General features: G+C 67.8%; 21 protein-coding genes and 2 pseudogenes. 17 read left to right on the forward strand and 6 right to left on the reverse strand.

The annotated features are described in order from the left end of the window. Positions 1 to 127: 127 nt before the first annotated feature. The 6 genes from priA to ACFPJ1_RS25130 all read left to right on the forward strand — a co-directional run bounded on the left by priA (position 128) and on the right by ACFPJ1_RS25130 (position 7,524). A complete protein-coding gene (gene priA, locus ACFPJ1_RS25105; protein WP_380107512.1) occupies positions 128 to 865 on the forward strand; it encodes a bifunctional 1-(5-phosphoribosyl)-5-((5-phosphoribosylamino)methylideneamino)imidazole-4-carboxamide isomerase/phosphoribosylanthranilate isomerase PriA in 738 nt (245 codons plus the stop codon). Further along, on the forward strand, positions 862 to 3,168 hold the full coding sequence (locus ACFPJ1_RS25110; RefSeq protein ID WP_380107513.1) for an HAD-IB family hydrolase: 2,307 nt from the start codon (positions 862 to 864) through the stop codon (positions 3,166 to 3,168). The genes priA and ACFPJ1_RS25110 overlap by 4 nt, the downstream gene beginning before the upstream one ends. Further along, positions 3,165 to 4,361 carry a zinc-dependent alcohol dehydrogenase gene (locus tag ACFPJ1_RS25115; protein WP_380107514.1) on the forward strand — a complete coding sequence of 399 codons (1,197 nt, stop codon included), beginning with the start codon at positions 3,165 to 3,167 and terminating at the stop codon, positions 4,359 to 4,361. The genes ACFPJ1_RS25110 and ACFPJ1_RS25115 overlap by 4 nt, the downstream gene beginning before the upstream one ends. A gap of 63 nt (positions 4,362 to 4,424) precedes the next feature. Then, positions 4,425 to 6,005 carry an NPN-dependent hydroxyacid isomerase, LarAH14/15/16 family gene (gene larAH / locus ACFPJ1_RS25120; RefSeq protein ID WP_380107516.1) on the forward strand — a complete coding sequence of 527 codons (1,581 nt, stop codon included), beginning with the start codon at positions 4,425 to 4,427 and terminating at the stop codon, positions 6,003 to 6,005. Continuing rightward, positions 6,005 to 6,937: a lysophospholipid acyltransferase family protein gene (locus ACFPJ1_RS25125; RefSeq protein WP_380107517.1), complete on the forward strand. Its 933-nt coding sequence runs from the start codon at positions 6,005 to 6,007 to the stop codon at positions 6,935 to 6,937. Before larAH ends, ACFPJ1_RS25125 begins: the two co-directional genes overlap by 1 nt. Then, a complete protein-coding gene (locus ACFPJ1_RS25130; RefSeq protein ID WP_380107518.1) occupies positions 6,934 to 7,524 on the forward strand; it encodes a hypothetical protein in 591 nt (196 codons plus the stop codon). Before ACFPJ1_RS25125 ends, ACFPJ1_RS25130 begins: the two co-directional genes overlap by 4 nt. Here ACFPJ1_RS25130 and ACFPJ1_RS25135 read toward each other — a convergent pair whose 3' ends face one another. Beyond that, on the reverse strand, positions 7,525 to 8,136 hold the full coding sequence (locus ACFPJ1_RS25135; protein ID WP_380107519.1) for an ArsR/SmtB family transcription factor: 612 nt from the start codon (positions 8,134 to 8,136) through the stop codon (positions 7,525 to 7,527). It abuts the gene before it with no gap. An 86-nt stretch (positions 8,137 to 8,222) separates the two neighbouring features. Here ACFPJ1_RS25135 and ACFPJ1_RS25140 point away from each other — a divergent pair, with 86 nt between their 5' ends. Both ACFPJ1_RS25140 and ACFPJ1_RS25145 read left to right on the forward strand, forming a co-directional pair. Then, positions 8,223 to 8,600, forward strand: a complete 378-nt coding sequence (locus tag ACFPJ1_RS25140; protein ID WP_380107521.1) for an aminopeptidase — start codon at positions 8,223 to 8,225, stop codon at positions 8,598 to 8,600. Positions 8,601 to 8,610: 10 nt separating this feature from the next. Continuing rightward, a complete protein-coding gene (locus ACFPJ1_RS25145) occupies positions 8,611 to 9,147 on the forward strand; it encodes a LuxR C-terminal-related transcriptional regulator (RefSeq protein WP_380107523.1) in 537 nt (178 codons plus the stop codon). Here the strand turns inward: ACFPJ1_RS25145 and ACFPJ1_RS25150 are convergent. Beyond that, on the reverse strand, positions 9,126 to 9,845 hold the full coding sequence (locus ACFPJ1_RS25150) for a hypothetical protein (RefSeq protein ID WP_380107525.1): 720 nt from the start codon (positions 9,843 to 9,845) through the stop codon (positions 9,126 to 9,128). The genes ACFPJ1_RS25145 and ACFPJ1_RS25150 overlap by 22 nt on opposite strands. 733 nt (positions 9,846 to 10,578) lie before the next feature. Here ACFPJ1_RS25150 and ACFPJ1_RS25155 point away from each other — a divergent pair. The 6 genes and pseudogenes from ACFPJ1_RS25155 to ACFPJ1_RS25180 form a co-directional block, all read left to right on the forward strand. Then, positions 10,579 to 12,360 carry an ABC transporter substrate-binding protein gene (locus ACFPJ1_RS25155; protein WP_380107526.1) on the forward strand — a complete coding sequence of 594 codons (1,782 nt, stop codon included), beginning with the start codon at positions 10,579 to 10,581 and terminating at the stop codon, positions 12,358 to 12,360. Between the two features lie 6 nt (positions 12,361 to 12,366). After that, a complete protein-coding gene (locus ACFPJ1_RS25160) occupies positions 12,367 to 13,386 on the forward strand; it encodes an ABC transporter ATP-binding protein (protein WP_380107528.1) in 1,020 nt (339 codons plus the stop codon). Then, entirely contained in the window at positions 13,383 to 14,459 is a 1,077-nt protein-coding gene (locus tag ACFPJ1_RS25165) for an ABC transporter ATP-binding protein (RefSeq protein WP_380107530.1), read from the forward strand. The genes ACFPJ1_RS25160 and ACFPJ1_RS25165 overlap by 4 nt, the downstream gene beginning before the upstream one ends. Then, positions 14,456 to 15,415 carry an ABC transporter permease gene (locus ACFPJ1_RS25170; protein WP_380107532.1) on the forward strand — a complete coding sequence of 320 codons (960 nt, stop codon included), beginning with the start codon at positions 14,456 to 14,458 and terminating at the stop codon, positions 15,413 to 15,415. The genes ACFPJ1_RS25165 and ACFPJ1_RS25170 overlap by 4 nt, the downstream gene beginning before the upstream one ends. 4 nt (positions 15,416 to 15,419) lie before the next feature. Continuing rightward, positions 15,420 to 16,379, forward strand: coding sequence for an ABC transporter permease (locus ACFPJ1_RS25175; RefSeq protein ID WP_380107534.1), 960 nt, complete (start codon positions 15,420 to 15,422; stop codon positions 16,377 to 16,379). A 33-nt stretch (positions 16,380 to 16,412) separates the two neighbouring features. Then, positions 16,413 to 16,562, forward strand: a pseudogene (locus ACFPJ1_RS25180) (IS1380 family transposase); the annotation flags it as partial. Positions 16,563 to 16,779: 217 nt separating this feature from the next. On the opposite strand, the gene ACFPJ1_RS25185 reads toward ACFPJ1_RS25180, so the two are convergent. Continuing rightward, the gene (locus ACFPJ1_RS25185) at positions 16,780 to 16,905 is read right to left on the reverse strand and encodes a hypothetical protein (RefSeq protein ID WP_380107544.1); all 126 of its coding nucleotides are present in this window, start codon (positions 16,903 to 16,905) and stop codon (positions 16,780 to 16,782) included. Between the two features lie 499 nt (positions 16,906 to 17,404). Here ACFPJ1_RS25185 and ACFPJ1_RS25190 point away from each other — a divergent pair, with 499 nt between their 5' ends. Further along, the gene (locus ACFPJ1_RS25190; RefSeq protein ID WP_380107535.1) at positions 17,405 to 19,081 is read left to right on the forward strand and encodes a sialidase family protein; all 1,677 of its coding nucleotides are present in this window, start codon (positions 17,405 to 17,407) and stop codon (positions 19,079 to 19,081) included. 40 nt (positions 19,082 to 19,121) lie between these two features. On the opposite strand, the pseudogene ACFPJ1_RS25195 reads toward ACFPJ1_RS25190, so the two are convergent. Then, a pseudogene (locus tag ACFPJ1_RS25195) lies at positions 19,122 to 19,247 on the reverse strand (IS3 family transposase); the annotation flags it as partial. A 331-nt stretch (positions 19,248 to 19,578) separates the two neighbouring features. On the opposite strand from ACFPJ1_RS25195, the gene ACFPJ1_RS25200 reads away from it, so the two are divergent. Both ACFPJ1_RS25200 and ACFPJ1_RS25205 read left to right on the forward strand, forming a co-directional pair. Continuing rightward, positions 19,579 to 21,876, forward strand: a complete 2,298-nt coding sequence (locus ACFPJ1_RS25200) for a CehA/McbA family metallohydrolase (RefSeq protein WP_380107537.1) — start codon at positions 19,579 to 19,581, stop codon at positions 21,874 to 21,876. Further along, complete coding sequence (locus ACFPJ1_RS25205) at positions 21,876 to 22,289, forward strand: hypothetical protein (RefSeq protein WP_380107538.1); 414 nt, start codon at positions 21,876 to 21,878, stop codon at positions 22,287 to 22,289. Before ACFPJ1_RS25200 ends, ACFPJ1_RS25205 begins: the two co-directional genes overlap by 1 nt. Positions 22,290 to 22,750: 461 nt before the next feature. Here ACFPJ1_RS25205 and ACFPJ1_RS25210 read toward each other — a convergent pair whose 3' ends face one another. Together ACFPJ1_RS25210 and ACFPJ1_RS25215 are read right to left on the reverse strand one after the other, a co-directional pair. Beyond that, complete coding sequence (locus ACFPJ1_RS25210) at positions 22,751 to 23,503, reverse strand: hypothetical protein (RefSeq protein WP_380107539.1); 753 nt, start codon at positions 23,501 to 23,503, stop codon at positions 22,751 to 22,753. After that, a partial coding sequence (locus ACFPJ1_RS25215) for a hypothetical protein (protein WP_380107541.1) occupies positions 23,500 to 24,938 on the reverse strand: 1,439 nt, incomplete at its 5' end. The genes ACFPJ1_RS25215 and ACFPJ1_RS25210, both read right to left, overlap by 4 nt.

Here is a 24,938-nt window from a genome sequence, read left to right on the forward strand (position 1 = left end):
TTACGGATACCGCCCGGCTGGTTAAGACCACGCGATCGAGTGGTATTGCTGCGACAGATCCGATCTCAACGACTCAGCGGGGCAGCGGGTTACGAATCCCGAAGTGTGGGCATCTAGGGTGTGGGCCATGTCAGAGAACCTGGTGCTGCTCCCTGCCGTGGACGTGGCGGATGGGCAGGCTGTCCGGCTGGTGCAGGGAGAGGCCGGCAGCGAGACCTCGTACGGCGACCCGCTGACCGCCGCGATGGCCTGGCAGGAGGCCGGCGCGGACTGGATCCACCTGGTCGACCTGGATGCCGCCTTCGGTCGCGGCAGCAACCGTGAACTGCTCGCCGAGGTGACCGGCAAACTGGACGTCCAGGTCGAGTTGTCCGGTGGCATCCGCGACGACGACTCCCTGGCCGCCGCCCTGGCCACCGGCGCGCGACGGGTCAACATCGGTACCGCCGCGCTGGAGGACCCGGAGTGGTGTGACCGGGTCATCAGCCAGTACGGCGACCGGATCGCGATCGGCCTGGACGTCCGTGGCCGGACCCTCGCGGCCCGCGGCTGGACCAAGGAAGGCGGCGACCTCTACGAGGTGCTCGAGCGGCTGGAAGAGGCCGGCTGCGAGCGTTACGTGGTCACCGACGTCACCAAGGACGGCATGCTCGAGGGGCCGAACCTGGACCTGTACCGCGACCTGTGCGCGCGGACGGACAAGCCGATCATCGCCTCAGGCGGCGTCTCCAGCCTGGACGACCTGCGCGCGCTCGGCACCCTGGTGGACGACGGCGTCGAGGGCGTCATCGTCGGCAAGGCGTTGTACGCCGGCGCGTTCACCCTGACCGAGGCACTCGAACTCACCCGTGGAGGCGACAAGTGAGTCTTGCCGACCAGCTCGCTGGCAAGAAGGTCCTGGTCACCGGCGTCACCGGATTCGTCGGTGAGGCCCTGCTGCACCGCATCCTCGGCGACCTGCCGGGCACCACGGTGGTCGCGATCATCCGCCCGAAGGGTTCGCTGACCGGCACCGCCCGGATGGCGCAGATGCTGAAGAAGGACATCTTCAAGCCGTTCTACGGCGAGGGCACCCCGTACGCCGACCCGGACGAGCTGACCGCCGCGCGGGTCGAGGTGGTCGAGGGCGACCTGTCCGACGTCCCGGCGCTGCCGAAGGATCTCGACATCGTGGTGCACTGCGCCGGCGACGTCTCCTTCGACCCGCCGATCCACGAGGCGTTCACCACCAACGTGCTCGGCACCAAGAGCCTGCTCGAGCGGATCGACGAGAGTCGCGACGGGACCGACCGCCGGATCCACTACGTGCACATCTCGACCGCCTACACCGCGGGCCGTCGTCGCGGCGCGATTCCCGAGGCCTCGGTCGAGCACAGCGTCGACTGGCGGGCCGAGGCCGAGGCCGGGATGGCGATGAAGTCCCGGATCGAGGAGGCCTCGCGCAGCGCGGCGATGCTGACCAAGTTCCGCAAGGAGTCGGAGAAGCTGCACCGCCGGGCCGGTCACCTGACCGCGGCGGCCGACACCGAGCGCCGCCGTACCGAGTGGGTCGCGAAGAAGCTGGTCGAGACCGGAACAGAGCGGGCCCGCAGCCTCGGCTGGACCGACTGCTACACCTTCACCAAGGCACTCGGCGAGCGCGTCGTCGAGGAGTTCGCGGCCAAGCTGCCGACCTCGATCGTCCGGCCGGCCATCATCGAGTCCGCGGTGCAGAGCCCGCACCCGGGCTGGATCGAGGGCTTCAAGATGGCCGAGCCGCTGATCCTGGCCTACGGCCGCGGCGAGCTGCCGGAGTTCCCGGCCAGCCCCGATTCGGTGGTCGAGATCATCCCGGTGGACCACGTCGTCGGCGCGATCTGCGCGGTGATGGCAACCGAGCCTGAGCTGTCGAAGCCGGAGTACTACCACGTCAGCTCCGGCGCCCGGAACCCGCTCACCTTCGAGCAGCTGTACGCCGGCGTCCGCGCGTACTTCTCCAAGCACCCCTTCGACCTCGGCGAGCGGGGCGCGGTCCGGCTGCCGGTCTGGAAGTTCCCCGGCGGCGACTCGGTGGAGAGCATGCTCCGCTACGGCGAGCGTGCCCACAAGATCGCCGACCAGATCATCACGCACGTGCCCCGAGGCGAGCGGACCCGGAAATACGCGCGCGAGCTGGACGTGCAGAAGCGCCGGATCGACTTCCTCCGCCGCTACATGGACCTGTACTCCGAATACGCGCAGGCCGAGCTCCAGTTCATCGACGACAACGTGCTCGCCCTGCACAACGCCCTCGAGGGGGACGACCGGGAGAAGTTCTGGTGCGACACCTCGATCGTCGACTGGCAGCACTACCTGCAGGAAGTGCATTGCCCGAGCGTGACGGACTCGCTGCGCCGGCTGGACGTCGTCCGGAAGAAGCGGAACAAGGCGCTCGCCGAGACCGCGGGCTCGCTGAAGAAGGTGGAGCCCTCCGAGGACGGCAGCGAGATCATCGCCGCGTTCGACATGGACGGCACGCTGCTGTCCTCGAACGTGATCGAGACCTACCTGTGGATGCGGCTGCCGGAGCTCGACAGCCACCAGCGGGTCGGTGAGATCGGCTCGATGCTGCGCAAACTGCCGAAGCTGATCGCGGCCGAGCGCAAGGATCGCGGCACCTTCCTGCGGACGATCTACCGCCGCTACCAGGGCGCCGACCTGGAGGAGCTGAACCGGATCGTCGACGAGGTCCTGGCCGAGCACGTGCTCGAGCGGCTGAGCGGCGCCGCCGTCCGGAGGATCCGCGAGCACAAGGCGGCCGGTCACACCACGATCCTGATCACCGGCGCGGTCCGGCCGCTGACTCGGCCGCTGGAGCCGCTGTTCGACGAGATCGTCGCGGCCGAGCTGGCCGTCGACGACCGCGGTCGCTGCACCGGCTTCCTGTCCGGACCGCCGCTGGTCGGTGAGTCCCGGGCGGCGTGGATCAAGCACCGCGCCCGCGGTACGAACATCGACCTGTCGAAGTCCTACGCCTACGCCGACAGCCACTCGGACCTGCCGATGCTGACGACCGTCGGCAATCCGGTCGCCGTCTCGCCGGACGTGTCGCTGTTCCGGGCCGCCCGGGCCGCGCGCTGGCAGATCGTCGACTGGAAGACTCCGTCCACTTCGTCGCGTCTGGAGATTCCCGGGGTGAACGCCCGATGATGCTCGCGCTCGAGATGTACCGGTCGCCGGCCAAGTACCTGGCCGCGAAGGCGATGGGAAGCCGGATCCCCGGCATCCTGACCGGCCCGGCGGCACCGCTGCGGCTCGTCACGATCGAGGAGCCGAAGTCCGACAAGGCGGGGTGGGCGAAGATCCGCCCGATCCTGTCCGGTATCTGCGGCTCCGACCTCGGCATGGTCACCGGCCACACCAAGCTGTACTTCTCCGCGATGGTGTCGATGCCGTTCGTCCCCGGTCACGAGATCGTCGGCGTGCTGCTCGAGGACTGCGAGGACCTGCCGAAGGGCACCCGCGTGGTGATGGACTCGGTCCTCACCTGCGCCGCCCGCGGCGTCGAGCCCTGCCAGGGCTGCGCGTCCGGCCACACCAACCGCTGCGACCGGATCACCGTCGGCCACGTGGCCCCCGGACTCCAGACCGGCTTCTGCCACGACACCGGTGGCGGCTGGGGCAACGTGATGGTCGCGCACCGCAGCCAGCTGTACGCCGTACCGGAGGGGCTGTCCGACGAGCGGGCGGTCCTCACCGAGCCGCTGGCGTGCGCCGTTCACACTGCGCTCAAGGCGAAGGTCGAGCCGGGTCAGTCTGTACTGGTCAGCGGCGCCGGCGCGGTCGGGTTGTTCGCCACCCTGGCGCTGCGCGAGCTCACCCAGGCCGGCCGGATCACCGTGGTCGCCAAGCACGCCAAGCAGCGTGAGCTGGCCCGGGCCTTCGGCGCGAGCGACGTGGTCGCGCCCGACGAGGTCTTCCGCGGCGTACGGCGAGCGACGGGCGCGTTCCGGCTGAAGCCGGAGCTGGGCCGCGAGTTCCTGCTCGGCGGGGTCGACGTCGCTGTCGACGCGGTCGGCAGCAAGGACTCGATCGACACCGTGCTGCGGGTCACCAAGGCCGGCGGCCGGGTGGTGCTGTCCGGCATGCCGTCGACGGGTGCGGACCTGTCGCCGGTGTGGTTCCGTGAGTTGGAGCTGACCGGCACGTACGCGTCGTCCCGCGAGGAGCCGAACGACCGGCCCGCGTTCGAGACGGCGCTGGAGATGGCCGCGAAGGCCCCGCTGGACGGGATCGTCGGGGCGCGGTACCCGCTGTACCGCTGGCGCGAGGCGCTGGACCACGCGCAGTCCGCCGGCCGGCTGGGCACCGTGAAGGTGGCTTTCGATGTGAGGGCGTCGTGACCGGGCCGGCTGCAGGGTCGCGTGACGAGCTGTTTTTGAGCGTACGACGAGAGAGGTTCTGACATGTCTCGGCCAGGGTTTGTGCTTGAGGTGGACGACCGGACGCCGCCGCTGCTCGTGCACAACGGTGAGGGCTTCCTGCTGGAGCGGTTCCCGCTCGGCACCCGGGTGGTGTACCCGCCGGAGGCGCTGCCGGCCGTGCGGGACGTCGAGGAGGCGATCCAGAACGCGCTGCTGCACCCGCTGGAGTCCGAGCCGCTGCCGGAGCTGCTGCGGCCGGGGATGCGGCTGACCATCGCGTTCGACGACATCTCGCTGCCGCTGCCGCCGATGAAGAAGCCGGACATCCGGCAGCGCATCATCGAGGCGGTGCTGACGATGGCCGCCGACGCTGGTGTCGACGACGTCGAGCTGATCTCGGCGAACGCGCTGCACCGCCGGCTGACCCCGAACGAGCTGCGCGACATCGTCGGCGAGCGGGTCTTCCGGTCGTTCTTCCCCGACGGCAAGCTCTACAACTTCGACGCCGAGGACGCCGCGAACCTGACCCACCTGGGCCAGACCAAGCACGGCGAGGACGTCGAGATCTCCAAGCGGGCGGCCGAGTCCGACCTGCTGGTCTACGTGAACGTGAACCTGGTGGCGATGGACGGCGGCCACAAGTCGACGTCGATCGGGCTGGCGTCGTACAAGTCGCTGAAGCACCACCACAACAGCCACACGATGATCCACTCGCGGTCGTTCATGGACCACAAGGCCTCGAAGATGCACCACTCGGCCTGGCGGATGGGCGCGGTGCTGACCGAGCACGTCAAGGTCTTCCAGATCGAGACCACGCTGAACAACGACATCTTCGGTGGCCCGCTGGAGTTCCTGCAGAAGCGCGAGTGGGAGTGGTCGATCAAGGACCAGGCCTCGATGCTCGCGACCAAGCGCGGGCTCGACCTGGCCCCGGCCAAGATGCGGCACAGGATCTTCACCGACGTCCGGGCGAACTACGGCCTGACCGGGATCCACGCGGGCTCGATCGAGCCGGTGCACGAGAAGACGATCGAGAACGTGCACCGCCAGCACCTGGTCGAGGTACAGGGTCAGTCCGACGTCGCGATCATGGGCGTGCCGTTCGTCGGCCCGTACAACGTGAACTCGGTGATGAACCCGATCCTGGCCGCCTGCATGGGGCTCGGCTACTACTTCAACTCCTACCGGGGCAACCCGATCGTCCGCAAGGACGGCGCGGTCATCCTGTACCACCCGGTGGACTACGAGTTCAGCCAGTTGCACCACCCGTCGTACGTGGACTTCTTCGAGGAGGTGCTGTCGGAGTCGACCGACCCGGCCACCATCGAGGCGAAGTTCGAGAAGCAGTACGCCGAGGACCCGTGGTACATCCATCTGTACCGGACCTCGTACGCGTACCACGGCGTGCACCCGTTCTACATGTGGTACTGGATCTCCCACGCGCTGGACCACTGCGGCGACATCGTCTGGGTCGGCGCGAACCGCAAGACGGTCGAGCGGATGGGCTTCCGGTCCGCCTCGACGCTGCAGGACGCGCTGGAGATGGTGAGCCACTCGGTCGGCCGGTCGCCGTCGATCACCTACCTGCACAACCCGCCCCACCTGCTCGCGGACGTGCGCTGATGGGTACCAGCCTGGTGAAGTTCAGCCGTGACACCGCGCGCGACGTCAAGCAGGTCGCGCGCGGGTGGCGGTGGGGCCGGCGACCGCAGGTGCCGCGGTCGGCTGAGCCGTACGTGATCCCGAAGGAGACCACGGTCTTCCCCACCAAGTGGGCCCGGACTCCGGCGGCGATCGCGGTCCGCGAAGTGCTTCAGAAAGGCGCCCTCAACTCGGTGCTGCGATGGGAGGTCAACCCGCAGGTCAGCGGGCTCGACTCGCTCCTGAAGCTGCACGGCCCGGCGCTGATCGTGGCGAACCACTCGTCACACCTCGACACCCCGCTGGTGCTGTGCACCCTGCCCGACGCGATGCGCCGCAAGACCGCGGTCGCCGCGGCCGCCGACTACTTCTTCGACACGTGGTGGCGGGCGACCGCGTCGGCGATCGTGTTCAACACGTTCCCGATCGAGCGCCGCGGCGGCAAGCTCAGCTCGACGCCGGGCGACCTGCTCGCGGACGGCTGGAACGTCGTCGTCTTCCCCGAGGGCACCCGGTCGCCCGACGGCTGGATGGAGCGTTTCCGGATGGGCGCGGCGTACCTCGCCGTCGAGCACGGCGTACCGGTGATCCCGGTCGGCATCAAGGGCTCGTTCGCCGCGATGCCGCGTGGTCGCGGTTGGCCGGTGCCGGGCCGCCCGACGGTGGCCGTCCGGTACGGCGACCCGCTCTACCCGGTCGAGGGGGAGAGCGCCCGCGAGTTCGCGCCGAAGATCTCCGCCGCGGTGTCGGCACTGCTCGACGAGGAGGCGACCACCTGGTGGGAGGCCCGTCGCCGGGTCGCCACCGGCGCCTCGCCGTCGCAGTCGGGGCCCGACGCCGCCCGCTGGCGCCGGGTCTGGGAGTCGACCGCCCCGATCAAGACGCCCGCGCAGAAGCACCGCGCCTGGAAGTGACACCGACCGTGGTCCGGCCGAGGTTCGCCTCGGCCGGCAGACCGTTCTGGATCCTGGCCGGCATTTACCTGGCGCTGCTCGCCGTCCTGTGCGCCTCGCTCGCGACCTGGGCGCTGGGCTGGCCGGTCGCCCTCGGCATGTACGTCGTACTCGTAGCAATGCTGGCCGTGATGTTCTGGGCCACCTTGCGAGCCGCCTGCTTCTCGATCGATGCCGACACCGTTGCCTACCAGGCGAGTGCCTGGGGACCGCAGAAGGTGTTGCACCGCGCGCACCTGGTGCGAGTGCTCACCATCGGCCGGGTCAAGTCGTCGCTGCCGATCGGTGCGCTGATGATTCTCGCCGCTGACGGGACTCGCATCGGCGCGTCCCGTTGGCTCTGGTCGTCCGATGACTTCCGCGCCGTGACCACGGCGATCGGTCTCCCGGTGGAGCACCGGGAGACCGTCGGATCGCTGGATCTGATTCGCGAGGTCGGCGTCGACCCGGCGTACAAGCGCAACCCTGTGCACGTACTCGTGCTGCTGGCCGCTGCGGCCGTCGGTGTGCTGATCGCTTGGCCGATCGTCCGGGCGCTGTTGCTCTGATCAGCGCTGGTTGACGGCGTACCAGCCGATCAGCAGGTGTACCGGGATGCCGCTCGGGTCCTCGTCGTCCCCGAGCGTGTCGAACTCGGTCTGGAGGGCCAGCAGGCGGCGCCGGAAATCGGCGGCGCGACCGGGGCTCACCCTGGCCACCATCCCGCGCCCGATCAGCAGGCCGAGCGGCGTCTCCGCCTCGGAGCCGACCGGCACCCGCCCCGCGCTCAGGTTGCCGATCAGTTCGGTCTGGAACTCGCTGAGCACAGCGGAGAGGGTGTCGGCGAACTCGGAGGTCGCCGCATCCTTGGTGACCAGGTCGCGACTGAGGGTGAAGGCCAGTTGGGCGGTCCGGTAGCGCTGCTCCTGGATGCCGGAGACCAGTCGGGTCTCGGCCACCTGGATCAAGCCCACGGCCTCGAGCTGCCTGAGGTGGCGGTAGAGCTTCGTCTGTGGTTCGCCGAGCGCCGCCGCGATCTCCTTGGCCGACATCACCGGCGCTGATCGGCCGCCGCTCATCAATAGGCGCAGGATCGCGATCCGGGTCGGATCCGACAGCGTCCGCATCGTCTCGAGGTCGGTGATCACTCGGACCGGCAGCGCTTCGGCCGGCTGCTCCATGGCGGCTCCTTCGTCAGGTGTCTTGCCGTGTGTTCACGCATGTGTCAATGTTCACTCTAGCGTGAATATCGAGGTCAGGGGCTGGAATGAACGATGTGTTGCGGCGATTCGCCGAGCTGGTGGTCCGGGTCGGGGCGAACGTTCAACCCGGGCAGGGCGTGGTGGTCAGCGCCGACGTCGCCCAGGCGGAGCTGACCCAGGTGGTGGTCGAGCGCGCCTATTTGGCCGGGGCCAGGTGGGTGGAGGTTCTCTGGTCCGACGCCGTCGTCCGCCGGTCCGACCTCACGTACGCCGACCTGGAGACGCTGACGGCCGACCGGCCCTGGGCGTTGGAACGCACTCGCGCCTGGACCGAGGACGGGATCGCGTCGATCGCCCTGGTCGGTACGCCGGATCCCAACCTGTACGCCGGGATCGACTCCGCGCGGGTGGCCGCCGTACGGATGCAGGAGACGTGTTGGTGACGCGCCCGGCGTGGTAGCGGCGGTGCTGGCGCACGAGCCCGACCTGCTCGTCACCGACATCCGGATGCCGCCAACCATGAGCGATGACGGTGCCCGCGCGGCGCGGGAGCTCCGGACAATGCGGCCAGGGCTCCCGGTGGTGCTGCTGTCCCAGCACGTCGAGACGACCCAGTCGACCGAGCTCGTCGCGACGGGAGCCTTCGGCTACCTGCTCAAGGACCGGATCCTCGACCTCGACGACTTCCTCGACGCCCTTCGCCGGGTCGCGGCCGGAGGTTCGGCGCTGGACCCCGAGGTGGTCGCGTCGCTGCTGGCGCCGATGCATCCCGAGCCCGCCTTCGCCCAGCTGACCGAGCGCGAGCGCGAGGTGCTGGGCCTGGTCGCGGAGGGCCGCTCGAACGCGGCAGTGGCACGTCGGCTCCACACCGCCGAGCGCACTGTGGAGACCCATGTCCGGCACATCTTCGTCAAGCTCGAACTGTACGACTCCGACGACGACCACCGCCGCGTCCTGGCAGTGCTGGCCTACCTGCGCAACAGTTCGTAGGGCTCCGTCCGCGGGTCTCGCCGTCGGAGCAGTGCCATAGCGGCCAGTCCGAAGCCGACCGCCTGCACTGCGGTCCCGATCACGTCCGAGAACGGGAAGCTGATGGCGTGGAACACCGGCCAGGCCATCAGCCCGAATCCCGCGAGCCGATTCGCGGTGTGCGCCCGTACCAGGGCCAGGCCGAGCAGGAACGTACCCAGGAGGTTGCCCAGGACGAAGAGCAGATAGACCCAGCGTGTCAACGGCTCGTCCAGGACCGCCTGCAACACCGTGACGTTTTGGCTCGTCGAGCCGCCGGCCTTGACCATCGCGGCCGTGGTGAAGCCCTGGAATACCATCGCGAAATAGCAGACGTATGCCGCGGCGGTTAGCACACCGCCGACAAGGCCCAGACGCGCGGCACGGACGCGGACCAGTCGCATCACCCCGAGGACGGCGGGCACAAGCAGCAAGGCCCCGGCCAAGGCGGCCAAGCTGGCCCAGCGGACCAGCGTGAGGTGCTCGCCGGTCAGGGTGAGGTCGCCGCTCGGTTCGAGGTCGTCACCCCCGTGCAGGGTCATCACCGCGTGGCCGACCTCGGCGCCCACGATGAGCCAGGGGGCGAGAAACATCGCGAGGGCGAGTCCGACACGGCGCGTCGTCGCGGTGCGCACGAGCGGATCGCGCGCGTCCAGAGCGAACTCTTTGGTGCTGGTCATGGCGACTCCTTCGTGTCGAGGTGGAACTCCCCTCGAGCGTCGTACCAGCGAGCCGCCGGGCGCGTCGGCGCCAGCACGGCACCCGCCTGCGGGCCAGCACGCACGTACCTGCCCGCGCCAGGGCGGTGCGGATCTGAGATGCGGTTGCTGATGGCAACTGATTCCGCCTGGGAACGGGCCGCCGGCCACAAATGCAAACAGGCGGCACGAACCGTGCCGCCTGCAGGAAACCAGACCCGCGTGATCTACTGCAAACACGATCGCCGCGCGTACTGACCTCGGTCCGACGACCGGGCTACGGGACCACTGTGGGAGAGAGTGAGCGGGAATAGTCGCCTCGTCCTGGCATCAGCCCTCCGATTGCCGGTGGCAACGTTCAGCAGACAGCACAACAGGCGGCACACTGTGCCTGTGGGAACTGAAACAAGTGTTTCAGTGTCCGACGAGGGGCACCCACCTTAACCAAACGTCAACATCCCTGGTTGTCACCTCCCATGGTCACTCTTCGCTGATGGAATTTCACGTAACGTGTGAGGTGGTCCACCGGATCAGCACGGCGTGACCGAGGGGCTACGGTCCGCCGCGGGCTGGTCACGTATGCGTGGCGAGGCGGTAACAGTTGAGTCGCGGTCATTGCCGCCGTACTGCGCTCTGCGTACGAAGCAGGTATATGCCGAGCCACCGGCCGGCCTTCCTCCCGCCGATGCGCCCTGCGTTGCGAGAAGGAGGAGAGATGTCTCGTCAGAAACTTACCATCGCCGCGATCTGCGCGTTCACGCTGGCGGCGACCGCCTGCGGTGGCGGCACGGAGACCCCGTCCGGGACTGAAGGCCAGGCCGTCACCGGCGGCACGCTGAACATGCTCGGTGCGGGCGACGTCGACTACATGGACCCGAACATCAGCTACTACTCGATCGGCTATCTGGGTCTGCGGATGTGGAGCCGGCAGCTGTTCACCTACCCGGCCGAGGACGGCAAGACGACGGCCCCGGTGGCGGACCTGGCCACCGAGATCCCGAGTACGTCGAACGGCGGTGTCAGCGCCGACGGGAAGACGTACACGATCAAGATCAGGTCGGGTGCGCAGTGGAACACCAACCCGGCCCGCCAGGTCACCGCGGCCGATGTGGTCCGGGGCGTGAAGCGCACCTGTAACCCGGTCCAGCCGTTCGGTGGCATCCCCGACTTCGCCTCGTTGCTCGAGGGGTACCAGGCGTTCTGCGACGGCTTCGCCAAGGTCGGCAAGACGGCCGCGGCGATCGGCGGGTACATCGAGGGGACGGATCTGCCGGCAGTGAAGGCGCAGGACGACACGACCGTGGTGTTCACGCTGACGCAGCCCGCGACGTACTTCGTCGACATGCTGACGCTGCCCGCGTTCTCGCCGGCGCCGAAGGAGTTCAACTCCTACATTCCGGCCAGCGCCGAGCTCGCCCAGCACACGCTGTCGGACGGCCCGTACCAGATCGAGTCCTACGCGCCGACGAAGTCGATCGTGTTCACCCGGAACCCGGCGTGGCAGGCGTCGAGCGATCCGGTCCGCAAGGCGTACGTCGACAAGATCATGATCAACGAGACGGTCAGCCAGGATTCCACCCAGCAACAACTGCAGACCGGCACGCCGACGGCCGACATGGAGTTCGACAACTTCCCGCCGCCGTCGCAGCTGCCGAACCTGATCAACACGAAGGACCCCAACCTCAATCTCGGTCCGACCGCGTCGACCAACCCGTACGTCGTGTTCAACACCGCCTCGCCGAACAACAACAAGGCGATGGCGAAGCCGGAGTTCCGGCAGGCACTGATGTACGGCATCAACCGGGCCAACATCATCCAGGTGCTCGGCGGGACGAAGGTCAACCAGCCGCTGACGCACGTACTGCCGCAGGACATCCTCGGTTCCAAGGACTCTGACCTCTACCCGTACGACGCGACGAAGGCGAAGGACATGCTCGCCGCCGCCGGGTTCCCGAACGGGCTGACGCTGAAGTTCCTGTACCGCAACGCGTCCGAGGGCAGCAGTAAGACGTTCCAGACGGTCCAGCAGGACCTGTCGAAGATCGGCATCAAGGTCGTCGGCGTACCGTCGCCGAACGCTGACTTCTACACGAAGTACCTGCAGGTGCCGACCGTCGCCCAGCGCGGAGTCTGGGACCTCTCCCTGGCCGGCTGGGGTGCCGACTGGTACGGCAACGCCGCGTTGTCGTTCTTCGCTCCGCTGTTCGCCGGCTCGAAGGCCTTCCCGCCGATCGGCAGCAACTTCGGCCTGTACGACAGTGCGGCGACGAACGCTCTGATCCTGCAGGCGGCCACAGCGAAGACCACCGATGAGTCGACGGCCCTGTGGGCCCAGGCCGACGAGCAGGTGATGAAGGACGCGCCGTTCTTCCCGATCACCAACCCGATCCAAGCCAACTACCGCGCCACCCAGGTGCACAACGCGATCTACATCCCGGCGATCCAGAACTTCGACCCGACGAACGTCTGGCTGAGCAAGGACAAGCAAGGCGGCTGATGAGCGATGCCGCTCCTCTTGAGCGTCCGGGATCTGTACGTCTCCTTCGACACCTCTGACGGTGTGGTGCAAGCCGTCCGGGGACTGTCGTTCGACGTACGCAAGGGCGAGACGCTGGCGATCGTGGGGGAGTCCGGGTCGGGGAAGAGTGTGGCCACTCAGACCATCACCGGACTCACCCGCGGCGCCCGGATCTCCGGCGAGGCGTCGTTCGACGGGATCGACCTGCTCGCGGCCGACCCGGCGACGCTTCGGCGGATCCGTGGCGCCCGGATCGGGATGATCTTCCAGGACCCGCTGTCCAGCCTGCACCCGTACTACCGGGTGGGCTGGCAGATCGTCGAGATGATCCAGGCGCACGACCGGGAGATCTCCAAGCGGGACGCCCGTGGGCGGGCCGCGGAACTGCTGTCGCTGGTCGGGATCCCGCGGGCGGAAGAGCGGATCGACGACTATCCGCACCAGTTCTCCGGCGGCATGCGGCAGCGGGTGATGATCGCGATGGCGATGGCCCTCGACCCCGAACTGCTGATCGCCGACGAGCCGACCACCGCGCTCGACGTGACGGTTCAAGCCCAGGTCCTGGAGGTGATGCGCAGCCTGCAGGACCGCTTCGGTACGGCGATCATCTTGATCACGCACGACCTCGGGGTGGTCGCGCAGATGGCCGACCACGTGGTGGTGATGTATGCCGGAGCCGCGATGGAGCGGGCCCGGCGACGCGAGATCTTCTACCGTCACCACCACCCTTACACCGAAGGGCTGCTGCTGTCGCTCCCGGCGCAGGCGGCCGCGGGGGAGCGGCTGACGCCGATCACCGGTACGCCGCCGAGCCTGATCGCACTCCCGCCCGGGTGCCCGTTCGCCCCGCGGTGCCGTTATGCGTTTGACCGTTGCCGGGCCGAGACTCCACCGCTGGAGGATGTGTTCCGCGATCCGTACCATCAGTCGGCCTGCTGGCTGAGCGCTGACGAGGCGACCCGTGGCCGGCAACGCGAAGCGCTCGAGGCCACCGGTGCGTCATGAGTGCCTCCGACGTACTGCTGCGGCTGGACGGTGTGCACAAGCACTTCCCGGTCGAGACCGGCGCACTGCTCAACCGCGGACACGAACTCGTATACGCCGTCGACGGCGTGGATCTGCAGGTACGGCGTGGTGAGACGCTTGGGCTGGTCGGCGAGACCGGCTGCGGCAAGTCGACGCTGGCCCGGTGTATCGCCCGCCTGTACGACGTGACGTCCGGATCGGTGTGGTTCGACGGGCAGGACATCACCGGGTTGTCGCGCCGGGCGATGCGGCCGGTACGCCGGGACGTCCAGATGATCTTTCAGGATCCGTACGGCTCGCTGAACCCACGCCGCAGGGTCGGTTCGATCATCGGCGATCCGTTCGTGATCCACGGTGCCGCGTCGAGGGCGGAGCGGAAGAAGAAGGTCCAGGAGCTGATGGAGCTGGTCGGGCTGAATCCCGAGCACTACAACCGGTTCCCGGCCGAGTTCTCCGGTGGTCAACGGCAACGAATCGGAGTGGCCAGGGCGCTCGCGCTGCGGCCGAAGCTGGTGATCTGCGACGAGCCCGTGTCCGCCCTGGACGTGTCCATTCAGGCGCAGATCATCAACCTGCTGGCGGATCTGCAGCAGGAGTTCGACCTGACCTACGTGTTCATCTCGCACGACCTGTCCGTAGTCCGGCATGTGAGCGACCGGATCGCGGTGATGTACCTCGGCAAGATCGTCGAGACCGCGCCGGCGCCTGAGCTCTTCACGACCCCGCGGCATCCCTACACTCGCGCGCTACTGTCCGCGCTGCCGGTCCCCGATCCCGATGTGTCCGACAGTCAGCAGCGGGTAATCCTCGCCGGTGACTTGCCGTCACCGGTGGCGCCGCCGACCGGTTGCCGGTTCCACACCCGCTGCTGGAAGGCTCGGAACGACTGCGTCGAACGCGAGCCACCGCTGGCCGCCGTACTGGGGGATGCGCCCGACCATGCGACCGCGTGCCTGTTCCCGCTCGAGGTGGGAGAGAACCTGCTGTTCACCTCGCCACAGATCGAGGACACGGTGATCGCTGCCGACCCTGAGAGTGGAGGTTTCGCATGACCTTGCCGTACGAGACCGAGATCCCGACCGGTACGCCGGACACGGTCGCCGCGGTGCCCGGCCGGATGATCGAGGGTCGGAGTCCGTGGGTGCTCGCCTGGATGCGGCTGCGCCGGGACCGGGTGGCGATGATCTCGCTGGTGGTGATCGCGATCGTCATCCTGGTGGCGATCTTCGCGCCGGTGGTCGCGTCGGTCACGGGCCATCCGCCGAACGAGCAGTACCGCGAGACCGGGCTCACCCCTGATGGGCTGCCGAAGGGCCCGACCGGCGAGTTCGTCCTCGGCACGGACGATCTCGGCCGGGACATCCTGGTCCGGATCGCGTACGGCGCCCGCATCTCGCTGCTCGTCGGTGTGGCCGCGACCGCCCTGACGGTGGTGATCGGTGTCGTCGTCGGACTCGCCGCCGGGTTCCTCGGTGGGTTCGTCGACACTGTCCTGGCCCGGCTGATCGACGTCGTACTGTCGGTGCCGTTCCTGCTGGCCGCGATCGCGCTGGTCTCCGTCACGGGTCCGAGCCTGACCGTCACAGTGCTGGTGATCGGCTTCTTCAGTTGGGCGTCGGTGGCCCGGATCGTGCGCGGCCAGGTGTTGTCCCTGCGCGAGCGTGAGTTCGTCGAGGCAGCCCGATCATTGGGCGCCAGTGACCGCCGGATCATGTTCATCGACATTCTGCCCAATGTGCTCGCGCCGGTGATCGTCTACACCACGCTGCTGATCCCGGTCGTCATCGTCGTGCAGGCGACGCTGTCCTTCCTCGGTCTCGGATTGGCACCGCCGACGCCTGACTGGGGCGGCATGATCAGCGAGGCGCAGGCCTACTACACGACTGCCTGGTGGTTCATCGTCTTCCCAGGTGCCGCGTTGCTGATCACCACGCTCGCCTTCAACCTGTTCGGCGACGGCGTCCGGGACGCCTTCGATCCGCGCACTGAGCGGCTGCTGAAGAAGTGACGAGATGCTCCGCTTCCTGATCCGCCGGACCGCCCACGGAATCCTCGTGCTCTGGCTGATCACGGTGTGCGTGTTCGCACTGTTCTTCATTGCCCCGAACAGTGTCGGCCGCACCCTGGCCGGCCGGCAGGCGACGCCGGAGACCATCGCCTCGATCGAGCAGCGACTCGGACTCGACCAGCCGCTGTGGAAGCAGTATGCACACTTCCTCGGCAAGGCGGTCCGGGGCGACCTCGGCTACGACTACTACCACCAGGTGGCGGTCACCCACATCATCGCGCAGGCCCTTCCGATCACAATCTCGCTGGCAGTCGGTGCGGCCGTACTGTGGATGGCGCTCGGTGTCTTCAACGGCGTACTGTCGGCCACCCACCCGCGCTCACTCGCCGATCGCGGGCTGACGGTCTTCGCGCTGTTCTTCTACTCGATGCCCTCGTTCCTGCTCGGGCTGCTGTTGCTGTACTTCTTCTACTTCAAGCTCACGCTGGCCGGATTCCCCTGGTTCCCGGCGGGCGGCTACTCGCCTCTGGCGGACGGAGCCGGGCCGTGGGCCCAGCACCTGGTGCTGCCTTGGCTGGCGCTAGCTCTGTTGCTCGCGGCAACTTACACCCGGCTGACCCGCGGTTCGATGCTAGACGTACTCGGCGAGGACTACATCCGGACGGCCCGCTCCAAGGGCATCGCCGAACGGCGGGTGATCATCCGGCACGGACTGCGCAGCGCCCTCACCCCGGTCGTCACGCAGTTCGGCATCGACCTCGGCCAGCTCGTTGGCGGTGTCGTGGTCATCGAAACCGTGTTCAGCCTGCCCGGACTCGGCAAGACCTCCATCGACGCGATCAACCAGCAGGACCTGCCGGTCATCATCGGCATCGTCCTGTTCGCCTCCGCCGCGGTCGTCGTCGCCAATATTCTGGTCGACGTCGCCTACGCCCTCCTCGACCCCCGCGTCCGCCTGCACTAAGCCCGGATCCACGATGGAGAGGCTGGTGTGAGCGGGTGGTTGGGGCGGGTCTTCACCGGTGCGTGCGCGCCGTCGACGCTGGGTTCGTTCCTGCGCGCGTTCGCCTTCGGCCACGTCCGCCGGCTCGACGCGGTCGCGTCCGGGTTCCTGGCCAGTCTGTTCGCCCAGACCCCGCTGCTGCTCGACCCCGACGGCCCTGTCTTGACGGGTAGATGTCGAAGGCGTGCACTGAATGAGAGGGATGACCGGCCGCGTGGCAGATGCAGCCTCCCTGATCTCGTCGGTGGCACATCTGGCGGCCGGCCACTTCCTTGGAGGTGGAGCCGGGATCCAGCATGTCTCGGCTCCATCGCCTTGGCGAGGACGCGGGCCGTGAGCAGACTGTGGCGTGGCGATATCCTCACCGGCTGCTTCGCCGACCGTCGGCTTCCCTGCCGTCCTGAGCTGGCCGTAGCGCTTGAAAGGCCTTCAGCAGGCAGTCCTGTACGGCGTCCTCGGCGTCGTCCCCGACGAGGCGCCGCGCGATCGAGTAGAGCCGCGGAAGCTGCGCACTCGCGAGCTCCCGGAACTTTCCCGCTGATCTGCTGGGGAGTCCGCCACCATTTCACCCGGGTCTGGCCGTCAGCAGCGCCATATCGGGTAGACGTCGCGCCGAACGCTCTTATTGCATCCTCTGCTTCCTGCAATACCGCGAAGGCGTGGTGGCGTCCAGCTCTACAGGAGACAGGAGGCGGATATGACCACCGTCGACCTGCGCGAGCCGGGCGACGGTGGAGTGGTGACCGTCGGCGCCAACGACCAGCCGGGCGCGCGGAGTGGATGGACCCCCGGGTGCGCGAGGCCTACCTCGGCCAGCTGTGAGCGCGCCCACTCGGCCGGCCGGATGAGTGCGAGTTGTGGTCGACTCGGCCGGCGACGTGTGCCTCGGGCTTCACAATTCGACCATCGCGTGGTTGGTTGCAATGGAAGGGCGTATCGCTCGGGGGACCAGGGTTGATACGGCCAAGCCGGCCCAGGGAGGGGCCATGCCTTCGAATGCACGAATCGGGATTGTTCTGCTGTCTCTCGTCTTCGCCGGATCGGTCGGGCTGAACTCGTCGGCCGTGACCGCGCTGGCACCAACGCTGGTCACCAACGACAACGACGGCACGACCAGTTACCTGAGGTACGACGGGACGAGTGACGCCACCACCGCCGCGTGTAGCAGCGGTCGGCGATCACAAAACGAACCGACTGTCGCGGTCAACCCGAGCGACCCCGACATCGTCGCGGCCGGGTCCAACGACTACTGCGCGCAGATCGTCAACGGCGAGGTGTGGGCGGGTTACTACCGCTCGAACGACGGCGGCGCCACCTGGGCGCACAGCCTCGTTCCCGGCTACCCGATGGACACGTCGGCCGCCGGAGCCGCGTCGCCCACGCATGGAATGTGTGCGGCCGCCGGTGACCCGACGCAGTCGTTCGACACCGGGGGCCGGCTGTTCTATGGGTTCATCTGCTTCAACCGTGCTCAGCCGACGAATGGCTCGGTCTATGTGGCGACGTACACAAACAATGGAGCGACCTACGTGCGCACGGTGCGCGTCGACCGCGGTACTCCTTCGACGTGGGGCCTGTTCCAGGACAAGATCAACGTGACGACGGACCAGACGGGCGGATCGCACAGCGACAACGTCTACGTGGCATGGGCGACCTATCCCGGGCAGTCCGACAACAACCGGATGATGTTCGCGCGCTCGACCGACCACGGCGCGACCTACTCCAAGCCGATCGCCGTGGATAAGGGGCTGAGCGAGAAGCAGTTCGCCGACCTGGCGGTGGGGCCGGACGGTGCTGTCTACCTCACCTACCGGACCATTTCGCATCAGCCGTCCACGACGGACGCGATCTACGTCGCGAAGTCGGCCGATGGCGGGGCGAGCTTCGGGCTGCCGGTACGGGTCGCGGGCTTCACGCCGTTCGATGACAGGGATTACGGCTCCAGTGCCGGATGCGGGGATGGGCCGTTCGCGTGCGCCACCGGGTTCACCTACTCCCGCTTCTCATCGCTGTCCGCGGTTGCCGCCGACGAAGTCGGCGTACATCTCGTGTGGAGTGGGCGCACCGGCGCCGGGCAGGGAAAGATCTTCGTCAGCAACTCGACCGACGGTGTCCTGTGGAGCGCACCGGCCACGGTGGATGCCGCACCCAGGGGCCACCAGTGGTTCCCGGACGTGGCCTCGGCCGACGGCGTGATCAGTATCGTGTTCTACGACTCGCGGCGAGACCCGTCGTACGGACCGGGCGTGCCACCGGGAAACACCGCCGGCGGTGTGAACTCCGGCAAGGTCGTCGATACACGTGTCGCGCGGTCGGGCGACGGCGGGGACAGCTGGACCGAGCAGGTCGTATCGACGGTCGGCAGCAACTTCGGCTGGGAGACGCACAGTTCGCGCCGACTCGGGTTCTGGGGCGACTACAACTACATCTCCGCTGTGCCCGGTGGCGTGTACACGGTGTGGACGAGCTCGCAGGACCTGGTGCCGGGCGCCGACCCCCGGGAGACCGGCGCGGCCGACGACGAGGACTTGTTCGACGTCTACCAGCCGTGCACCTACGTGCCCAACGACATCAACGCACCCTCGTACACCTCGCCGACCATCGACGACCCGTGCCTGTCGCAAGGAGGCCTCGACCAGAACATCTACGGCGCACGTCCCTGACCGCGAGCAGCAGTGAACCGTCCCGGGTTTGATGCACCTCGTCGGTCTTGCACAGGCCGATGGTGGCCTCGGCCAGGGGTTCGTAGGCGTCGCCGACGGTGCCGATCGAGGGGCTGAGGCCGGCCAGTTGCAGGGTCTCGGTGAAGTGCACGGCGGTGTATTGACTACGTCCGCGAAGATCACCGCTCCGATGGGGTGAACGAATGGATTGCGTGCACTGTTCAGTCCCGGAAATCTTGATCAGACTGTTGCACTTCTCGCGGGCGCACACGACGACGAGGATGCCGTGGATGCGGCTGACCAGACCTTCCGGCAGAGGATCGCTGCCGCGGAGGCGACGATGACCTGTACGGCGCCTTGGGGCTGGAGGTCTCCTGCAACTACAAAACGCGGGCGGCTGCGGTGAGCCGCCGGACCTCTGTGCCCACCGACGAAAACCGCGAGCCAGGCGCAGCCGGGGCAACTAAGCTCGAAGATGGTCACGACGAGGAGGTCCTGTGTTCCAGCCACTACTGGCGTCCGCGACTAGAGCCGTTGAAAAACTCCGTGACATCGGTGAACCTCTACCCGACGATCTGACCAGCCAGCTGGCAAAGCTGGCCGACGACGCCCAGACCGACGCCGTCAGGTCCGCCAAAGTCGAAGAACTCCTGCGCCCCTACGTCCTCGCCGACGTCCAGATCGACGAGCAGGGCCTGACTGCGACTACGCCGGGTGCTGCGCCACCACGACTTGTTCAGCACGGGTGGCGAAGCTTCCTGGTCCGTGTTGCGAACCCGCATCGGCTGCTGGGTGATCTGTCCGCGCCGTCGAATCATGTGCTCGGGCTGGTCGACCACCACAGCCACGCATCGCGGATCACACTGCACGACACGTTGACCGTCGTACCGCGGATCGAGGGCAGCTGGCTGCAGGTGAAGCTCGCCGGCCCGACCGACGTGTCCGGCCTGGACGTCGAGTACAAGGTCATCAGCCTGTACAGCCGCGATGGCGGCAGCCGCAGCGGCGAGCTGACATTCGTCCTGGCGGTGGAGGAGGCGACGGAGAGCCTGACCCGGCCGCCGTTCGCGAAGGCCGGCCAGCGGATGGGATTCGAGAGCCGTCAGTACGCCGCGATGTTCGACTTCGACTGCCTGCCCGCCCGCGACATCCGGTTCGACGTCAGGGAGCCCGACGGCAGCAGTACCGTGGCGGCGCTGACCGTCCGGGATTCCCAGCGGCGGGCGTACCCGTCGAAGGCGATGCGGCTGGCGCCGGACATGTTCTTCCACGAACACGTCTACCGGGCGACCGGTGAGGTGATCACGCTCCCGGCCGGTCAGTACGAGATCTCCGCCCGCCGCGGACCGGAGTACCGCGAGGTCCGCGTCGAGGTCGACCTGTCGGCCGACATCGAGGCGGTCGCGATCGAGCTCGATCGCTGGGCCGATCCGGCCGCCCGTGGCTACTACTCCGGTGACCCGCACATCCACGCAGGCGGCTGCTCGCACTACAGCGTGCCGTCGGAAGGCGTCACTCCGGAGACGATGATCCGGCACGTTCGCGGCGAAGGGCTCTGGATGGGCAGCGTGCTCACCTGGGGACCGTGCTACTACCACCAGAAGCAGTTCTTCAGCGGCTCGTCCATCAGCCCGCGCGCCGAACTGGAGTACCCCGCTATGCAGCAGGCCCAAGGCATGACGTGGGATCCGCAGGACACCGACCGCGACAGCCAGAGCCTGCTCCGGTACGACCTCGAGGTGTCGGGTTTCCCATCCAGCCATTCCGGTCACGTCATCCTGCTCGGGCTCACCGACCAGGACTACCCCGGCACCCAGCTGATCGAGGACTGGCCGTCGTGGAACCTGCCGGTCATGCGCTGGGGCCACGCGCAGAGTGCGCTGGTCGGGTACGCGCACTGCGGTCTCGGCCTCTCGGTCGGAACCGACGAGTTGCCGAACTATGTCATCCCAGGGTTCGAGTCGATCGGTTCCAACGAGATCATCGTTGATGTGCCGCTCGGCGCCGCCGACTTCCAGTGCGGTGCCGAGTTCGCTCCCGCCGCCGAGCTCAACATCTGGTACCACCTGCTGAACGTCGGGTATCGGACCCTGATGCTCGGCGAGACCGACTATCCCTGCATCTACGACGACGGCCCGGGAGTCGGGCGCACCTACGTCCGGCTGCCTGAGCCGCCGCAAGGTGAGCAGGCCTTGGAGGCCTGGCTCGGTGGGCTGAAGGAGGGCCCGTCGTACTTCGGCGACGGCCGCAGCCACGTGTACGACTTCGCCGTCGACGGCGACACCGGCCGGGAGCACGCACTCGACGCTCCGGGACCGGTCCGGGTGACCGCGACGGTCGCGGCCTGGCTACCCGAACAGCCACCCGCGCCACCAGCGGCGGGCCAGCCGGTGTACTCCGCACCTGTCGGCTGGCATCTCGAGCGGTCGCGGATCGGCCGATCCCGCAACGTGCTCGTCGAGGTCCTGGTGAACGGCGTTCCGGCCGGGGCGCAGGAATTACTTGCGGACGGCAACGAGCAGGCAATCGAGTTCGACGTGGCCCTGGAGCGTTCGTCCTGGATCGCGCTGCGGATCCTGCGCAGTGTCCACACCCAGCCGATCTTCGTCGAGATCGCTGGGCTCCCGATCCGGGCATCGCGTCGCAGCGCGCAATGGTTGCACGACTCGGTCGACGCGCTGTGGAAGGCGAAGTCCGGGTTCATTCGCGAGACCGAACGATCGGCGGCGCGGGAAGCGTACGACGCCGCGCAAGCCACCTATCTGGTCCGGAGCGACGAATGTGAGGTGGACTGATGGTTCGCGGCGAAGCGGCGGGCTGTTGCGGGCCGGTCGACACCACGGCACCGATCTCGGTCACGATCAATCCGGAGGCACGGGTGAATGTCGCCCGGACCGAGAGCCGGGTGGAGAGCTTGACCATCGGTGACTGGCACACGATCGAGTTCCCGATCGTCAACACCGGTTACGTGACGGGTCTGCTAGTGATCGAGGGCGACCCGGTGCCGGGCGTCGAGCTGGACCTTCCGGTGCACGAGCTGACCGGCGAACCGCGCCAGGAGGGTGGCTTCCGGGTCCGCTTCGACGTACCGAGGATCGTGGACGTCACACTGACGTTCCGTGCCCTCGGAGCACTAGGAGGGCTGGCCATCCACAGTTCCCTGCACCTGATCCTCCGGTCGCACGTCGCCCCCCTCCCGATTGCGTGAGGCACCCTGCCGGCTGGGTGCTCTCGAGACCCAGTCCGCAGGGACGCGGGCGATCACCGCATGCACGACGGTGAGCAGACCGAACATCCTCGCGATCGTGAGGACCCGCAATCGTACGAGCAGTTGCTGACGTTCTACGTCTACCCAGGCCGTGAGAACCTCGCCGATCGGCAGGAGAGCGACGATCGTGCTTCGAGCTCAGAGAGATCAAAGGTGGCCCCGTTCAGCAGCAAGATGGCCACCCAGCGCTCTAGCTGCTGGAGCGACCGTCGGCTAGACGGCGGTTCCTCCTCCGAGTCGTAGTAGCCAGTTGCGATCCACGTGCGTCAGGTCGATCGGTGCATGTTCCTGGCTCGCGCTAACACGGACGACGTCGATGTGGGTGCAGTTCCACCCGCAGAACGGGCGGAGCAGTTCGTCTGGCCCTGGTCCGGACCATGTCGGCCGGCCCGTCGACCGGGTCATAGTGACCAGTCGCCCTGGAGCCCTCCTCGGGCCAGGCCCGGTCCGACCCACCAGAAGTGGAATCCACCGGTTCTCCGTGTCTCTGCGGCTGATCCGGGAAGGGGAAGCCTTAGGGATGTCCCCGGAGCCAGCTCGACCACTCCCGGCGGAAGCGAGCCCGCAGCGACCAGGCGCTCGATGTCTTCGTACTCGAGGTATTGAGGTCCCTGCGGGCCGTCACTCCACAGCCGGATCCACTCGTTGGTGCCCGGTTCGACGAGCAGAATCGGTTGAGCCGTCGTGCCTACGGCGGTGATCACCAGTTCGGCGGCGCCGGAATCGCCCACCGGTTCGGCGGACACGTCCACGGCCGCCAACGGCGTCGCCAGGAGCGCCGTCGCGCCCGTTCGCAGCCACTGCTCGAACGACCCGGCGCCGGGGTCCTCGTCGTCGACCGGGGTGAGCGGCCCACCACCAGCCCCGATCAGCCGGGTGGCCGACTCGTACGGATCGGTCGAGGGCGCGCGGGAAGACGCCGCCGCGGCGGCCGCGGCGGCACTCACCAAAGCAGCGAAGGGCTCGGGGTCCAGGCGGCCGGCGAAGCGACCCAGTCGCAGGGGAGCGGACTGGGGAAGTGACCAACCCGTACGGACGTCGAGGACGCAGTTCGCATCGGCCTCCACCGTCAGCTCCAAGTCGAGCGGTGGACGGCCGCTGTAGAGCACGTAGCGGAGTGGGAAGGCCACACCAGCAGTGTCCAAGGCGCTCATGGTCCGCCACCCGGCCCGCGCGCCCGGAGGGTGAGCGCTGGCTCGCCGGCCTGCAGGTTCTGGTTGACCCAGGTGACGATGTCGTCGACGTGCCGGGCCAATGCCGGGCCACTTCCGCCGGTACCCATCACGCTGCCCGTGTCGGTGTAGCGCTTGGTGCCCTCGGTGTCGGTCTCCTCGGTGATGCTCGCCGGACGTCCGGGCTTGCTCGGGTCGACTCCGGTGACGTGGACGAAGTGCTCCGCACTGGCGTCGTATTCGTCGAGGTTGCCGATCAGGTGACCGAACTCGTGGACCGGCGCCTGGGCATTCGCGTCGGCTTGGCCCGGCACCCGCTCGGGATCGGGTATGTACCAGTTGCCGGCGTTGTAGTCCGGCCACACCCACGGCCCGGAGTGCACCTTCACCGAGTTCGGGCCGCCCTCGAAGCTGATCTTCATCTGCATCGGGATGGTGCGGTTGGCGTTGGTGAGTTCGAAGCCGTTCCAGGCGCTGGCGATCTTGGAGGACCAGGTCGCCTTGGCGCTCGCCAGCTGGGCCTTGGCGCGGTCGTCGACCGCACTCATGCTCACCCCGACCTCGACCTCGACGCGGTCGCGCCAGTAGCTCAGCGTGAACCGCTTGTCCCCGCCGAAGGACTTCTCCTTGAACGGTCCGCTGGTCGGTCCGGTCAACAACTTTTCCTCCGTGTTGACCTTCTTGGTCTCCCGCGCCAGCTCGCCGTTCAACGCCCGCAGCACTTTCTCGGCCTGACCACCGTACCGGTCGCGAATGACATCAGCCGGCATCGGGCCGGTCCGCAGCATGGCCAGGTCGATGTCGCCGAAGGAGCCCAGCCGTCGGTAGGCCGTGTCCGCTTCGTCGGCGGTAACCCATGTTAGGAACCGCTTGTCCAGCTCGCCGGCGATCGAGCCCTTGGCCACTGCCGCCAGACCGAGATCGCGCAGCGGAGCTCCCTCGGCCAGCACCCACGGCTTCCACTCGTTCCAACCGCCACCGAGCTCGAGGACCAGCTGGATCATCTCTTTGTCGTTGCAGACCGAGACCGCGAGCGAACGGGCCGGCGCACTGCCGAACACGGCCAGCTTCTGTGCCGGATCCTTGGTGCTCGTCACCGTGTTCAGGACGTAGGCGAACTTCGAGCCCTCGATCTCCATCCATTCGAGCTTCTTGACCAAACTGTCGGGGAACAGCACGTCCACCAACTGGGGCATGGTCTCGTTGGTGCAGACGTCGACCCAGTAGCTGCGCCAGGCATCGGAGCTGACCGCTGCCAGGTCGGCCGGAGTGCGCGACGGAAACGGGGCCTTGGGTACGAGCAGGGGCATCAGGTCGCCGAGGGCGAGGTTGTGGCCGCTGGCTTCGTCCTTGATGCGATGAAGGAGCGGGGCCTCCGCTCCTCGTGGGTTCCCCGGCGGATGCTGGGGTTGCTCGC

This window comes from Kribbella qitaiheensis, from assembly GCF_042657745.1.
In the GTDB taxonomy this organism is placed as follows: Bacteria; Actinomycetota; Actinomycetes; order Propionibacteriales; family Kribbellaceae; genus Kribbella; species Kribbella qitaiheensis.

Coding starts and splice junctions, on each gene's coding strand:
- ACFPJ1_RS25190 (WP_380107535.1), top strand. CDS start 17,405: ATGCCTTCGAATGCACGAATCGGGATTGTTCTGCTGTCTCTCGTCTTC.
- priA (WP_380107512.1), top strand. CDS start 128: ATGTCAGAGAACCTGGTGCTGCTCCCTGCCGTGGACGTGGCGGATGGG.
- ACFPJ1_RS25205 (WP_380107538.1), top strand. CDS start 21,876: ATGGTTCGCGGCGAAGCGGCGGGCTGTTGCGGGCCGGTCGACACCACG.
- ACFPJ1_RS25160 (WP_380107528.1), top strand. CDS start 12,367: ATGCCGCTCCTCTTGAGCGTCCGGGATCTGTACGTCTCCTTCGACACC.
- ACFPJ1_RS25210 (WP_380107539.1), bottom strand. CDS start 23,503: ATGAGCGCCTTGGACACTGCTGGTGTGGCCTTCCCACTCCGCTACGTG.
- ACFPJ1_RS25115 (WP_380107514.1), top strand. CDS start 3,165: ATGATGCTCGCGCTCGAGATGTACCGGTCGCCGGCCAAGTACCTGGCC.
- ACFPJ1_RS25125 (WP_380107517.1), top strand. CDS start 6,005: ATGGGTACCAGCCTGGTGAAGTTCAGCCGTGACACCGCGCGCGACGTC.
- ACFPJ1_RS25140 (WP_380107521.1), top strand. CDS start 8,223: ATGAACGATGTGTTGCGGCGATTCGCCGAGCTGGTGGTCCGGGTCGGG.
- ACFPJ1_RS25135 (WP_380107519.1), bottom strand. CDS start 8,136: ATGGAGCAGCCGGCCGAAGCGCTGCCGGTCCGAGTGATCACCGACCTC.
- ACFPJ1_RS25150 (WP_380107525.1), bottom strand. CDS start 9,845: ATGACCAGCACCAAAGAGTTCGCTCTGGACGCGCGCGATCCGCTCGTG.
- ACFPJ1_RS25170 (WP_380107532.1), top strand. CDS start 14,456: ATGACCTTGCCGTACGAGACCGAGATCCCGACCGGTACGCCGGACACG.
- ACFPJ1_RS25165 (WP_380107530.1), top strand. CDS start 13,383: ATGAGTGCCTCCGACGTACTGCTGCGGCTGGACGGTGTGCACAAGCAC.
- ACFPJ1_RS25155 (WP_380107526.1), top strand. CDS start 10,579: ATGTCTCGTCAGAAACTTACCATCGCCGCGATCTGCGCGTTCACGCTG.
- ACFPJ1_RS25175 (WP_380107534.1), top strand. CDS start 15,420: ATGCTCCGCTTCCTGATCCGCCGGACCGCCCACGGAATCCTCGTGCTC.
- larAH (WP_380107516.1), top strand. CDS start 4,425: ATGTCTCGGCCAGGGTTTGTGCTTGAGGTGGACGACCGGACGCCGCCG.